Consider the following 13,255-nt stretch of genomic DNA (forward strand, 5'->3'; position numbering starts at 1 on the left):
GCCGGACAGAACACATCAACAACTGAAGAGCTCTTGGCCCCCGCCTGTTCGTGCGGGCGGGGACAGGTCGCTGCGCGTCGAAAACCGGGTTTTCGGGCAGCACGCAACAACAGCTCGCTTATGGAGCATGAGACAGACAATGGCGAAAGATGGCAAGCAGATCAGGGTCGGTGTCGATATCGGTGGCACCTTCACCGACGTTGCGATGGAGGTAGGCATCACGCTCCATTCGATCAAAGTACTGACCGATTATTCCTATCCCGAAAATGCGATCGTCAAGGGCATTCGGCAGGTGGCGGAGGTTGCCGGTGTCGAATTGTCCGAAATCGACACGATCATTCACGGCACGACGCTGGCCACCAATGCGCTGATCGAGCGACGCGGTGCCCGCACCGCCTTCATCACCACCAAGGGTTTTCGCGACGTCATCGAGATGCGCACCGAAAGCCGTTTCGAACAGTATGATCTCGATATCGTTCTGCCGGCGCCTCTCGTGCCGCGCAACGAACGCTTCGTCGTCGATGAACGTATCGGCGCTGATGGACTTGTGCTGAAGCCGCTTGATCTCGATGAGGTGGATGCTTTGTGCGATCACATCATCGCCGCCGGGTATGAGAGCGTCGCCATCGGCTTCATCCACTCCTACCTGAACGGCACGCACGAGAAGATCGTGAGAGACCGGCTGCTTGCGAAGAAGGCAGACATTTCCGTTTCGATATCTTCGGAAGTCTCGCCGCAGATGCGCGAATTCCAGCGCTTCAACACCGTCTGCGCGAATGCCTTCGTCAAGCCGCTGATGGCATCCTATTTGAACCGCCTCGTCGGCCGCCTGACCGAGGAGGGCACACGTTGCCCGGTCTTCATGATCCATTCCGGCGGCGGCATCATCAGTGTCGAAAGTGCCATCGAGTTTCCGGTGCGCTTGTTGGAATCCGGCCCGGCCGGCGGCGCGATCTTCGCGGCCCATATCGCCAGCAGCTATGGTCTCGACCAAGTCCTTTCCTATGACATGGGCGGCACGACGGCAAAAATCTGCCTGATCGAAAAGCAGACGCCCAAGACGTCAAAAACCTTCGAAGTGGCTCGCACCTGGCGCTTCAAGAAGGGCAGCGGCATGCCGATCTCCATTCCGGTCATCGAGATGGTCGAGATCGGCGCCGGCGGCGGCTCGATCGCGACGATCGACAGCATGCGCCAGATCCGCGTCGGACCGCATAGCGCGGGTTCGGAGCCGGGTCCGGCCTGTTACGGCCGCGGCGGCGCAAACCCGACCGTCACCGATGCCGACCTGATCCTTGGCCGCCTGGATGCCGACGAATTCGCCGGTGGTGCGATGAAGCTCGACCGCCCGGCCTCTGACAAGGCCATGGATGCGGATCTCGCTTCGAAACTTGAGACGGATATCGCGACGGCCGCTTACGGCCTAAGCGAAGTGGTCGATGAAAACATGAGCAATGCGGCACGCATGCACGCAGTGGAAAACGGCAAGGAACTCTCCGAGTTCACCATGATCGCCTTCGGTGGTGCAGCCCCCATCCACGCGGCGCGCCTTTGCGAAAAGCTCGGCATGGCCGAACTTCTGATCCCGCCGGGCGCCGGTGTCGGTTCGGCCATCGGCTTCCTGCGCGCTCCCTTCGGTTTCGAGAGTGTTCGCAGCGCCTATAGCCGCCTCAGTCGCTTCGATGCGACCGCGATCAACTATACGGTGTCGGACCTGATCGCGGAAGCAACATCCTTCGTGCGCTCCGGTGCCCCGGATGCCGATCCGGATCTCGAATGCATCGCCTACATGCGATATGTCGGACAGGGCTGGGAAGTGCCGGTCACGATCGAGGTCCGTGACTATGCGGATGTCGATGGAGAGCTGTTTCGCAAGTTGTTCGACGAGCAATACGAACACTTCTTCGGCCGCGTCATCGATGGTCTGGATGTCGAAATCGTCAGCTGGTCACTGCGCGCCACATCCAAGGTCGCGCCGCCTGAGCGGATCGGCAAGACGGCAAAGGCCGGCGAGGCAAAGGTTCGCGGCACACGTGAGATCTTCGATGTGCAGGAAGGAAGTTTCCAGACCGCATCGATCGTCGACCGCGCAGACATGAAACCGGGCGACTTCGTCTCCGGTCCCGCCGTCATCACCGAACGCGAAACCTCGACCATCATCACCGCCAGCCGCGAAGTCATCATGCAAGCCGATGGCTGCCTGCTCGTACGCGTCAAGCAAAGCGCTTGAACGGAGGACATATCATGAAAACCAACGCACTTTCCGACGTTCACATGCAGATCATGTGGAACCGGCTGATCTCCGTCGTCGAAGAGCAGGCCATCACCCTCATCCGCACCGCATTTTCCACCAGCGTGCGTGAATCGGGCGACTTGTCCGCCGGTGTCTTCAATCGCGGCGGCCTGATGATTGCCCAGGCGGTCACCGGCACGCCCGGCCACGTCAACGCCATGGCGGAAGCCGTCGGCCACTTCATCCGCGATATCGGGCCGGAGAACATTCTTGAAGGCGACGTCTACATCACTAACGACCCGTGGAAGGGCACCGGCCATCTGCACGACTTCACCGTCGTCTCGCCGAGCTTCCGCAATGGCGCGCTCGTCGGTTATTTCGCCTGCACCGCGCATGTGGTCGATGTCGGCGGTCGCGGTTTCGGCCCGGATGCGAACGAGGTCTACGAAGAGGGTATCTTCGTTCCGATCATGAAGTTTGCCGAACGCGGCAAGGTCAACAAGGATCTCGTCAATATCCTGCACAACAATGTGCGCGAGAGCCATCAGGTGGTCGGTGACGTCTATTCGCTGGCGGCCTGCAACGAGATCGGCCATCGCCGCCTGATGGACATGATGGAAGAGTTTGAACTCGACGATCTTGAGACACTCGGCGAATTCATCTTCAAGCGCAGTTACGACGCGACGATCGAACGGATCGCCGCCTTGCCGAAGGGCTCCTATTCCAACACGATGCGGGTCGATGGTTACGGTTCGCCGATCGATATCGCCGTGCGTCTCGATGTTGAAGGCGATCATATTCTCGCCGACTTCGATGGCACCTCGCCGCCGAGCCCGAAGGGCATCAATTGCCCGATCATCTATTCGGCAGCTTATGCCTGCTATGGCATGAAGGTCGCGATCGCGCCCGATATTCCAAATAACCACTACTCACTCCTGCCGTTCCGCGTCGTGGCACCGAAGGACTGCATCCTGAATGCGCAGCATCCCGCACCGGTTTCCGTTCGTCACGTGCTTGGCCATCTGGTGCCGGATGCCGTGCTCGGCGCGGTTCACAAGATGCTGCCGGGAAAGATCCCGGCTGAAGGGGCGGGCGCGCTTTGGAACCTGCATGTCAGCGTTCGTCCGCTGCAAGGCGAAAAGGCTCCGGCCGATGGCGGACAACGCGCCGAGGTTCTGCTGTTCAACAGTGGCGGTTCCGGCGCACGCCCGACACTCGACGGCATGAGCGCCACGGCATTTCCGAGCGGCGTGCATTCGATGTCGATCGAGGCGACCGAGCATGTCGGTCCGGTCATTTTCTGGCGCAAGGAATTGCGCGACGGGTCGGGCGGTGCGGGCCAGTTCCGCGGCGGTCTTGGCCAGGTGGTGGAAATTTCGCCTACCGAAGGTCACGAGATGCATTTCAACGCCATGTTCGACCGTGTCGATCACCCGCCGCGTGGTCGTGAAGGTGGCGAAAACGGCGCTGCCGGTGCCGTGCTGCTGGATGACGGAACCCGCCTTGCCTCCAAGGGACGCCAGCATGTTCCGGCCGGCCGCAGGCTGATCCTGCAGCTTCCGGGCGGCGGCGGTTACGGGCCGGCGGATAACCGGGATGTCGCTGCGGCAGAACGCGATATCGCCTTCGACTACGTCGCTTCGAAATAACTCTCCCAAGAGTGCCGGGCGAGGCTGAAGCCTCGCCCGGTTTCTATCAAGTCAAACTCTCCAGGGAAGCCGAGAATGAGTTTCGAGAACCGCCGCGCTGCGGGTATCAAGTCCTCGCCGAGCATGGCGATCGCGATGGCAGCAAAGAAGCTGGCAGCGGAAGGCCACGACATCATCGACCTGTCGCTCGGTGAGCCGGATTTCGAGCCGCCGCCGCATGTGGCGGAAGCGGCCGTTGAAGCGATCCGCAAGGGCGGTATCCGCTATGGCGCACCGGCAGGAATGGAAAGCCTCCGTCAGGCCATCGTCAGGAAGTTCAAGGCGGAAAACGGACTGGATTATTCCACCGACGAGGTGATGGTTGCCAATGGTGCGAAGCAGATCCTGTTCGATGTGTTCCTCGCAACGCTGGAAGCGGGCGACGAAGTCATCATCCCCACGCCTTGCTGGGTCTCTTACGGCGACATCGTCTCGCTGCATGGAGGGACGCCGGTCTATGTGACCTGCGGCGCGGATGCCGGCTTCAAGCTATCGGCCGAGCAACTGGAAGCAGCTATCACGCCGAAGACCCGATGGCTGATGCTGAATTCTCCGTCCAATCCGACAGGGGCGATCTATTCTTCAGAAGAATATCGCAGGCTTGCCGGCGTGCTGGAGCGCCATCCGCGCGTGCTCGTCGTCTCCGACGAGATTTACGAGCATGTGCTCTTGAACGACACGCCCTTCGTCTCCTTCGGCAAGGCCTGCCCGCAGCTGCGGGACCGTACCTTGATCGTCAACGGCGTCTCCAAGGCTTACGCCATGACGGGTTGGCGGCTGGGTTATGCCGCCGGTCCGAAAGCACTGATTTCGACGCTCAACAAGATGCAGTCGCAAAGCGTCTCATGCGTGTCGCCGGTCGCTCAGGCTGCAGCAATCGCGGCGCTGACCGGAGATCAGGCTTTTGTCGGCGAGGGCGCCCGAACATTTGCCCGGCGCGCGAAGATCGTGGCGAGCCGGTTGGTCGAGATCGAGGGGATCGATTTCACAGCGCCCGATGGAGCCTTTTACGCTTTCATCGGCGTGCAGCAACTGATTGGCCGCAAGACCGCCGATGGAGTCGTTCTCGGCGACGATACGGCGTTTGCGGCGTGTCTGTTGCAGACATTCGGTCTGTCGAGTGTGCCGGGGGCTGCGTTTGCTGCGCCCGGCTTTATTCGACTGTCGATCGCGGCATCAGAATCTGAACTCGAAAGCGCCTGCGAGCGGCTGGCCAATATGGTGCGCTCGCTCAAACCTTGAGACGCAGATCCCCCGAATAGCACAGATTGTGAAATGGTGGATGCTACCCTTAACCGGTGTGGCGTAGCGTTGGCGAAAGAGAAAACATGGCGCAGCAGACCAACGCCAGGACTGATGCCTCGGGATGAGTCGGAATGAAGCGGGAGGGACGACGGAGGAGGATACGCCCCTCCCGCAAACCGATAGTTCAGGCTGCGATGCCCATCACGCCTGGAACCTTCGGCATTAACAGTTTGGCTTCCGACGCCGCGACAACCTGATCGACTGTCACGCCCGGAGCAGTCTCGAGAAGGACAAGCCCTTCTTCGGTCGGCTGGATCACGGCCATTTCCGTGACGACCAGATCGACACGGCGAACGGATGTCAGCGGCAAGGTGCATTTCCTCAGGATCTTGGGTTCGCCCTTGGCGGTATGCGTCATCGCAACGATGACGCGCTTGGCACCTGAAACAAGATCCATTGCGCCGCCCATTCCCGGCACGATCTTGCCGGGCACCATCCAGTTGGCGAGATGTCCTTCCTCGTCGACCTGAAGCCCGCCCAGCACGGTGACATCGAGATGGCCGCCGCGAACCAGTGCGAAAGACATGGCGCTGTCGAAGGCACAGGCTCCGGGCAACGCACCTGCAGGTGTTCCTCCGGCATCCGTGAGATTGCTTCCGGCAAGTCCCGGATCGGGCAAGGCGCTCATGCCGATAATGCCGTTTTCCGATTGAAACGAGACGTCGAGCCCGGCAGGCAGGTAGGATGCGACCATAGTAGGGAGGCCTATCCCGAGATTGACGAGTGTGCCGGACTTGAGTTCCTGAGCAACCCGTCTCGCAATGATCTCTTTCTCGTTCATAGCGTGGCTCCTTTCGCAATCAGCAAGTCAACGAGAACATGCGGCGTGACGACGGCATCGGGCTCGATGCAGCCAACCGGCACGATTTCGTCCGGCTCCGCGATAACGATTTCAGCAGCCATGGCCATCAGCGGATTGAAATTACGCGATGTCAGCGAATAGCGGAGGTTCCCGGAGTAATCCGCGCTGCGTGCCTTGATCAGGGCGAAGTCAGCCTTGAGCGCCGTTTCCAGCAGATAGGGGATACCGTTGATTTCGATCGTTTCCTTGCCGATCGCTGCATCCGTGCCGACACCGGTTGGCGTCAACACGCCGCCAAGCCCGGAACCTCCGGCGCGTACCCGCTCGGCGAGCGTGCCCTGCGGAACCAGTTCGACCTCGATCGCTCCACCGATCATCTGCTTTTGCGTGACGGGGTTGGTACCGATGTGGCTGACGATGGCCTTTTTCACCAGTCCGGCGTCGATCAGCTTGCCAACGCCCACATTCGGGCGCGCGGTATCGTTCGCGATGAGCGTCAGATCCTTCTTTCCCTGACGCACCAGTTCATCGACAAGATCCTGAGGCGTCCCAATGCCGACGAAGCCACCGATCATCAGGACGGCTCCATCGGGTATCCGTCGCACGGCTTCCTCGGCGGTATTCACCTTGTACATTTTTTGAGACCTTTGATTTCTAATGAGATGAAGCTTTGCAGCCGTCCTGGAACGCCCGCGCGAGGAATCGCCTTGCGCACTTTCAAACAGGCACAGTCCGGGAGAGGGCCGACTGCTGCCAGCCTGGCCCTCTCCCGCTTGATTACCGGGTGCCCGGCATCGGATAGTCGGCATCGTTCAAAACCCAGCCGGGCTTAAGCGAGAAGTCCACGCGTGGCGGGCAGAAGATGTCCACGAGATCGTTGTTGCCGTCGCTGCTGGCCCGCGTCGTGTGAATGACCGGAGGTGGGATAACGAGCACCGATGGCGAGCCGACATCAATCGCCTTGTCCTCGCGCCAATCGGCCATATCGGTCGTCCAGGCCCAGCGAAGGTAGTGGGTAAAGCTCCCGCCCAATGCCAGCGAGCACTGTTCGAAATCGTCGTGATGATGCGGCGACATCTTTGCCGGATCGCGCGGTCCGACCTGGGACGGAAGCGCATTCACCATGAACGTCGTGCAGCGGAAGATCCGCCCGAAACGACCCGGCTCATCGGGAACGTTCAGCGAATACTGGCGTACTTTCCATCCACCCACCGGTTCCGGCCAGGGCTCGAATGCGGGAATGTGCTGGCGCGGCACATCGTAGGCGTCGGCATTGGGGCATGCCTTGACCAGATCCTTCGAGGCCGTGGTGAAAAGCCGGGCGAGCTTGCCGCCTGCCGGCAGAACGATCCGGCTGTCGCCCGGCGGTATGAAGGTGACGGAGTAGCCCGCAACCTCGACCTTCTCTCCACCCCACTCGACAACTGCCTTGTCAGCCGGATTGGCGAGATAGAGAACGTATTCGTCAGCTTGTCCCTTGCGCTCCAGGACCGCACCGTCCTTCGTTTCGGAGTAAGCGAGGACGAAATTGCAACCCCTGACATACCAGGTGCGGCTTCCATTCTGCTCATCCTGCGGTGGCGTGTCATAGAAGGTTGCCAGTTGCTCCTCTGCGATCAGGCCCGTTGCCGGCGGTTTTGCCGCTGCGGCGAAGAGATCTGCGCGCGGATCCTTGTCCTTGTACATGTTTCACTCCTTCTCGGTTTTTGCTGTGATCATCATCTGGGTCGCTGATTTGCGCAGAAGCGCTTGATCGGAGCCGCAGACGAAGACGGTCACGCCAAGGGCGTGCCATTTGGCGATATGTCCGGCATCACCGACGAATAGGCCGATTGCGACACCCGCCTTCTTGCCGGCTGCGATGATCTGGTCGATGGCGGCATCCAGTTCCGGCGAGGGATAACTGACCCCCATCGATTGCGAGAGGTCTGCCGGCCCGATGAACAGAAGATCGACATCCGGCTCGCCGGCGATCTCATCAAGATGATCGAGCGCGGACTTGTCCTCGATCTGCACCATCACGACACTCTCCGCGTCGCATTTTGCACGATAGTCGGCGATGCCGATGCCACCGTAATTGCCGGCTCGCGGTGATGGCGAAAGGCCACGTTTTCCGCGGGAGAAACGGACCGCGTCGCAAACGGAGCGTGCACCTTCGGCATTCAGCACGTGCGGCACCATCACTCCGGCAAGTCCGAGGTCGAGCAGCGGAGAAATCCAGTCGACGGAAGCTCCCCAGCGACGGGACAGGAGCGGCAGGCCGATCGCCTTGCCGGCAAGTGCCAGCATGTCCACCTGGGCGATGCCGATCGGCGCATGTTCCTGGTCGATCACCGCAAAATCCAGCTTTGCATGACCAAGGATTTCTATCACATGCGGGGAAGGCGTCTTGATGAACGACCCGACAAGCAGCTCACCTGCGCGGATACGTGTTCGCAAATTTGAAGTCATTTTTTCCTCCTTGAATTCTACGCGCGATTGGCCAGGCAATTCTCGACAACAAGAGCAATCCCCTGACCGCCGCCGATGCACATGGTGACGAGACCGTAGCGGCCGCCGATGCGTTCCAGTTCATAAAGAGCCTTGACCGTCAGGATGACGCCGGTCGCGCCCAGCGGATGCCCGAGTGCGATTGCACCGCCGTTCGGATTGACCTTTTCGAGGGGCAGATCGAGCAGCCTGTTCACGGCAATCGCCTGCGCGGCGAATGCCTCGTTCGATTCGATCACGTCAATCTGCCCGAGATCGATACCCGCGCGCTGCAACGCCAGCGGAACCGCATGTGCCGGGCCGATGCCCATGATTTCCGGCGGTACGCCGGCAACGGCCCAGGAAAGCAATCGGCCGCGTGGGCGAAGGCCGCGGGCAGCAACTTCTGCGCTACTCGCCAGCACCACGGCTGCAGCACCATCGTTGATGCCGCTCGCATTACCGGCAGTCACCGTACCGTCCTTGCGAAAGGTCGGCCGCAGGGATGCTAGACCTTCAAGCGAAGTATCCGCACGCGGATGTTCGTCTTCCGTGACAATCTGCTCGCCCTTCCGGGTTTTGACCGTGACTGGGACGATCTGAGATGCGAACCGCTGCCCGGTGATCGCGCGCACTGCCTTCTGCTGGCTATCGAGCGCGAAGGCATCCTGCTCGTTGCGGCTGATCTCATATTTGACCGCAACATTTTCGGCGGTGATGCCCATGCCGCCACAGCCGAATGGGTCGGTAAGCGATCCGAGCAACCAGTCAGTCAGCCCGGCATCCCCCATCTTCTGGCCCTTGCGCAGGCTGTCGATCGAATAGGGGGAGCGGCTCATGACTTCTGAGCCAACCGCAAGTGCAAGCGTGCTCTCGCCGGCCCGGATCATCGAAGCTGCGGTTGCGATTGCCTGGGCGCCCGAGCCGCAGAGCCGGTTGAGCGTCAGACCAGGCGCGGAGGCCGGAAGGCCGCTTTCCATGCCGATCACGCGCCCGAGGTAAAGATCGCGAGGCGAGTTCGGGATAACATTGCCTGCGACGGCATTGTCGATATCCGTGGCAACGACGCCCGAGCGTTCAATCGCTGATTTTGCGGCAATCACGCCGAGTTCCGCCGGGGTAAAGGTGCTCAATGCCCCTCCGAACGTACCAATCGCGGTACGAGCCCCATCGAGAATGAATATGTCCTGTTCCATTTCTAACTCCAATCAGAGGTGACGAGGCTCGCTCGTTCCCAATGTGTCCTTGCCGACGTCATCGGCCTCTCGCCCATGCTCCATCCTCGACCAGAGACAGCGGGTCGGCGGGATAACGCGATCTATCAGTGGGAAGCCTGGCGATCTCGAGCACCTGTTTCGCCCAGAGCGACAGATGGGCCTGGCGATCCTCCTCGCTCATGCGTGGTGCGCCGTAGCAAACGAAGGATGGCGCGACTTCGAAGCCCATATATTCCAGCGCACCGCGCTTGATCGGACGCAGGAGTTGTTCGATGGGTCCATAAACGCCATCGTCGCTGAAACGGGCGGGCGTTCCGCCTGTGGTCACCGACAGGATCGCATGCCTGCCGCGAAAGAGACCGGTGTCAAATCGATAACCGTCCACGTAGGCGAAGCCATAGGCCAGAACCCGGTCGAGCCAGCCCTTGAGGATGGCGGGCGGCCCTCCCCACCAGAGCGGGAACTGAAAGATGACGACATCGGCGGCAGCAAGCTTGGCCTGTTCGCGTGCTATGTCCGGCGCGAAGGATTTGGTACGGACCGCATTGGTCTGTTCGTTCTGATAATGCAGGTGGTCGGCATCCGCACGGGCGGTGAAATCACCTGGTCCAGAGGAGGCGTCGAAATTTTCGGCATAAGGATCCGAAAGCACGACATCATGTCCGGCAGCAAGCAGCGCAGAGGTCGCACTTTTGGTCAACGCATGATTGAAGGACCGTTGTTCAGGATGAGCGGTAACGATCAGGATGTTTCGATTCTGAATTGTCATGGTGGTCACGCATTTCAGTTGAGATTTTGAGTTCGCGGGTTCGCGCACTACCGGTCCCAACGGCCTGAGGCCGTTGGGAAGTTCCAGATTACGTTCGATGGTATTGTTAAGGGTTGACTTCGTTTGGCTGTCCGCCCGGCGCGACAGGCGTCGCATCGACTTTTCCATCCGTCGCGGTCAGATCCCGGCCGTTGGTCTCCGGCAGGATTGCGACGGCTAGCAGCACGAAGACGTAAGCGGACATTGCCGTCACACCCATGGCGCTGTGCAAAGGTAGCAGGTCAGCCGATGCCAGCATGCCGACAATGGCGGGGTAGAAGGCGCCAATGGCTCTGCCGAAGTTGTAGCTGAAAGCTTGTCCGTTCGCACGGATGAGACTGGGGAACAACTCGGTGAAATAAGGGCCAAGTGCACTGTAGATACCGAGCAGCGAGAAGCCGAGCAGGAAGATAAGCAGCAGCGACACCGCACCCATTTCCGGCACGAACAGGAACACCGGAATGATGATCCAGTTCAGGATGGTGAAGACGAAGAAGCTGAGCCGGCGTCCGATTGCATCGCAAAGATAAGCGGCGGTGATATAGCCAACGAATGATCCGAAGGTCAGTACGAAGACATAATAACCGACCTCAACCGAAGTGAGATGGTAGTTGCTCTTCAGAAATGAGGGAAGCCACATGACGATCGAAAATGCACCGCCCTGTACCCCGAGTGCGAGCAGCGAGCATAGGATTGTCGTTTTCAGGTAGCGAGGTGCGAAGATGACCAGCGGATTGACCGTTTCGCCACGCGCATGCTGTGCCTTCTTGGCGTTCAGGAAGACTTCCGGTTCCTCTACTCCGCGCAGCGCCCAGAAAACCCAGACAGCAGGAAGTGCACCGATCCAGAACATCCAGCGCCAGGCACTGGACGGTTCGATCGTGGCAAAGAGCACCGACGACAGAATGGCTGCAAAACCGTATCCGAGTGCATAGGCGCTCTGGACGCTGCCAACAGCCTTGCCGCGGTAAGCAGGGCGGATGACTTCACCCATGAGAACTGCGCCTGCTGCCCATTCGCCACCGAAGCCGAGGCCGGAGAGAATACGGGCGATCAGAAGGTGTTCATAGGAATCAGCAAAGCCACTCGCGATGGTAAATACAGTGAACCATACGATGGCGATTTTCATCACCTTTACGCGGCCGATGCGATCGCAGAAGATACCGGCAATCCAACCGCCGACGGCAGATGAAATCAATGCCGACGTGCCGAGCCAGCCAGCTTCAGCATTCGTAATCGACCAGATTGCGACGAGCGTCGGAATAAGAAAGCTAAAGAGCTGTGTGTCGAGCGCATCTGTCGCCCAGCCGGCAAAGCAAGCATAGAACGTCTTTCGTTCTTTGCTGTTAAGCTCATGATACCATTTTAACATTTTTTCCTCCGGAAAAGCTGCTTCGGATTCCCTGTCCGAAGCAGTCAGTGCTAATAATTTTGAAATGCGCTTTCAGGCCAACCTCGTGGCTTAGCGTGTAAGGCCGAGGACATTCGCCGCATTGGTCGCCACCATTTCGTGGATCTGGCTGTCGGAATAGCCAAGCTTGATGCAGGCGAGAACGCCATTTCGGAAACCTTCAATCGGTGCGAATGTGCCGACTTGTCCGAGATCAGAACACAAGATTGTCCGATCTACGCCAACGATATCGATATGAGCTTTAAGCTCTTCTTCCTTTCGCGTCTGGAACTTCGAGCCGTTCAGGAAGAATGCCAGCGAGTGCTCGACATAGGCGCCCATTTGGGCGAGTTCGCGGGCGTCTTCCAAGGAGGCACCGACGATGTCTTCCGGGTGAGTGAATATGAGGTGTTCTACGCCCCGCTTTATAGCCTCCGCGAATATCACCTTTGTCTCTGAGACGTGGATATGGCCGCTGGCTAAGGCCATGCCGGTTGCTGCAACGACATCGAGAACATCAAGTACTGAGTCGAGAAGCTTGCCGTCGCCGTCGAAAAGTGGAACCGCGGTCGCCGGGCGGATTTTCTGCGTCGATGCAGGATGAGCCCAGCCCGATGATTTTTCCCATTTAAGATGGTTTTCGGCAGCCAGTGTCGGCAACCAGACAATTTTTCCGCCCATGGCAGCGGTGTGCTCGACTGCATAAGGATTGAATCCGCCCACCACGTTATTCAGTACGATGCCTGAATAAACCTTTGTCGACAGTTCAGGGTGATGCTTGCGGATCATCTCCGTTGGCACGACGCCGGAGTAGTCGTGATCTTTGGTGACGGCCGCAATGAAGCCGGCATCTGACAGTTGTCTAGCCAGTTCCAGATGATCGACAGCCCGAGCTGCGATCGATGGGCCGCTGTGAACATGCGGGTCGACGCCTCCGCGCAATATCTCATCGACACGGGCGTCAAGTTCTGCGGTCCTTGAGGCAATTTCAGCCATTTCTATTCCTCCATTCTCCTCTGGCGGCATCTACACGTCACCAGCTTGATTTCCGTTATTCCAAGACGGGTCTCCAAAAGAGGGATGCCATTCCGTCAATTACGGCGCTCCACTCTCCTTGTTCCGCTGAAAGAAACGTTGTTCTGATTTATTTGCCTTCCGTGGTCATTCGTCAAGCGGTTGATTGGAGGCGGCTTGCGCGTCAAACGGACGCGGTTGTCAGTATTTCGGGGATTTACACGCCGATAGAAGGTTTGCTGTTTCGCAAGTGGAAAGCCAAATACCTTGATTTCTCAGAACTTTGTTCTTACCAGTTTGGGTTCGCGAACGAGCGGTTACGCCCGTGG

11 protein-coding genes are annotated in these 13,255 nt (G+C 59.3%); 3 read left to right on the forward strand and 8 right to left on the reverse strand.

Going from position 1 to position 13,255, the window contains the following annotated elements:
• The first annotated feature begins 139 nt into the window (after positions 1 to 139).
• The 3 genes from HNQ72_RS18870 to HNQ72_RS18880 all read left to right on the forward strand — a co-directional run bounded on the left by HNQ72_RS18870 (position 140) and on the right by HNQ72_RS18880 (position 5,163).
• Positions 140 to 2,230: a hydantoinase/oxoprolinase family protein gene (locus HNQ72_RS18870; protein ID WP_183994192.1), complete on the forward strand. Its 2,091-nt coding sequence runs from the start codon at positions 140 to 142 to the stop codon at positions 2,228 to 2,230.
• A gap of 14 nt (positions 2,231 to 2,244) precedes the next feature.
• A complete protein-coding gene (locus HNQ72_RS18875) occupies positions 2,245 to 3,882 on the forward strand; it encodes a hydantoinase B/oxoprolinase family protein (protein WP_183994194.1) in 1,638 nt (545 codons plus the stop codon).
• A 75-nt stretch (positions 3,883 to 3,957) separates the two neighbouring features.
• Complete coding sequence (locus HNQ72_RS18880; RefSeq protein ID WP_183994196.1) at positions 3,958 to 5,163, forward strand: pyridoxal phosphate-dependent aminotransferase; 1,206 nt, start codon at positions 3,958 to 3,960, stop codon at positions 5,161 to 5,163.
• A 187-nt stretch (positions 5,164 to 5,350) separates the two neighbouring features.
• Here the strand turns inward: HNQ72_RS18880 and HNQ72_RS18885 are convergent, their stop codons facing one another.
• The 8 genes from HNQ72_RS18885 to HNQ72_RS18920 form a co-directional block, all read right to left on the reverse strand.
• Positions 5,351 to 6,007, reverse strand: a complete 657-nt coding sequence (locus HNQ72_RS18885; protein WP_183994198.1) for a 3-oxoacid CoA-transferase subunit B — start codon at positions 6,005 to 6,007, stop codon at positions 5,351 to 5,353.
• Positions 6,004 to 6,663 carry a CoA transferase subunit A gene (locus HNQ72_RS18890; RefSeq protein ID WP_183994200.1) on the reverse strand — a complete coding sequence of 220 codons (660 nt, stop codon included), beginning with the start codon at positions 6,661 to 6,663 and terminating at the stop codon, positions 6,004 to 6,006. Before HNQ72_RS18890 ends, HNQ72_RS18885 begins: the two co-directional genes overlap by 4 nt.
• 142 nt (positions 6,664 to 6,805) lie before the next feature.
• Entirely contained in the window at positions 6,806 to 7,714 is a 909-nt protein-coding gene (locus tag HNQ72_RS18895; RefSeq protein WP_183994202.1) for a cupin domain-containing protein, read from the reverse strand.
• Between the two features lie 3 nt (positions 7,715 to 7,717).
• Positions 7,718 to 8,479, reverse strand: coding sequence for an HpcH/HpaI aldolase family protein (locus tag HNQ72_RS18900; protein ID WP_183994204.1), 762 nt, complete (start codon positions 8,477 to 8,479; stop codon positions 7,718 to 7,720).
• A 17-nt stretch (positions 8,480 to 8,496) separates the two neighbouring features.
• Positions 8,497 to 9,693, reverse strand: coding sequence for a beta-ketothiolase BktB (bktB, locus tag HNQ72_RS18905; protein ID WP_183994206.1), 1,197 nt, complete (start codon positions 9,691 to 9,693; stop codon positions 8,497 to 8,499).
• 58 nt (positions 9,694 to 9,751) lie between these two features.
• Complete coding sequence (locus HNQ72_RS18910) at positions 9,752 to 10,483, reverse strand: NAD(P)H-dependent oxidoreductase (protein ID WP_183994208.1); 732 nt, start codon at positions 10,481 to 10,483, stop codon at positions 9,752 to 9,754.
• Between the two features lie 106 nt (positions 10,484 to 10,589).
• Complete coding sequence (locus HNQ72_RS18915; protein WP_183994210.1) at positions 10,590 to 11,894, reverse strand: MFS transporter; 1,305 nt, start codon at positions 11,892 to 11,894, stop codon at positions 10,590 to 10,592.
• 90 nt (positions 11,895 to 11,984) lie between these two features.
• A complete protein-coding gene (locus tag HNQ72_RS18920; protein WP_308422353.1) occupies positions 11,985 to 12,938 on the reverse strand; it encodes a DUF6282 family protein in 954 nt (317 codons plus the stop codon).
• Positions 12,939 to 13,255: the final 317 nt, after the last annotated feature.

It is taken from the genome of Aliirhizobium wenxiniae (genome assembly GCF_014201355.1).
Classification (GTDB): Bacteria; Pseudomonadota; Alphaproteobacteria; order Rhizobiales; family Rhizobiaceae; genus Neorhizobium; species Neorhizobium wenxiniae.

Excerpts from the sequence above, each read along its gene's own strand:
- HNQ72_RS18870 (WP_183994192.1), top strand. The coding sequence starts at position 140 with ATGGCGAAAGATGGCAAGCAGATCAGGGTCGGTGTCGATATCGGTGGC.
- HNQ72_RS18875 (WP_183994194.1), top strand. The coding sequence starts at position 2,245 with ATGAAAACCAACGCACTTTCCGACGTTCACATGCAGATCATGTGGAAC.
- HNQ72_RS18880 (WP_183994196.1), top strand. The coding sequence starts at position 3,958 with ATGAGTTTCGAGAACCGCCGCGCTGCGGGTATCAAGTCCTCGCCGAGC.
- HNQ72_RS18885 (WP_183994198.1), bottom strand. The coding sequence starts at position 6,007 with ATGAACGAGAAAGAGATCATTGCGAGACGGGTTGCTCAGGAACTCAAG.
- HNQ72_RS18890 (WP_183994200.1), bottom strand. The coding sequence starts at position 6,663 with ATGTACAAGGTGAATACCGCCGAGGAAGCCGTGCGACGGATACCCGAT.
- HNQ72_RS18895 (WP_183994202.1), bottom strand. The coding sequence starts at position 7,714 with ATGTACAAGGACAAGGATCCGCGCGCAGATCTCTTCGCCGCAGCGGCA.
- HNQ72_RS18900 (WP_183994204.1), bottom strand. The coding sequence starts at position 8,479 with ATGACTTCAAATTTGCGAACACGTATCCGCGCAGGTGAGCTGCTTGTC.
- bktB (WP_183994206.1), bottom strand. The coding sequence starts at position 9,693 with ATGGAACAGGACATATTCATTCTCGATGGGGCTCGTACCGCGATTGGT.
- HNQ72_RS18910 (WP_183994208.1), bottom strand. The coding sequence starts at position 10,483 with ATGACAATTCAGAATCGAAACATCCTGATCGTTACCGCTCATCCTGAA.
- HNQ72_RS18915 (WP_183994210.1), bottom strand. The coding sequence starts at position 11,894 with ATGTTAAAATGGTATCATGAGCTTAACAGCAAAGAACGAAAGACGTTC.
- HNQ72_RS18920 (WP_308422353.1), bottom strand. The coding sequence starts at position 12,938 with ATGCCGCCAGAGGAGAATGGAGGAATAGAAATGGCTGAAATTGCCTCA.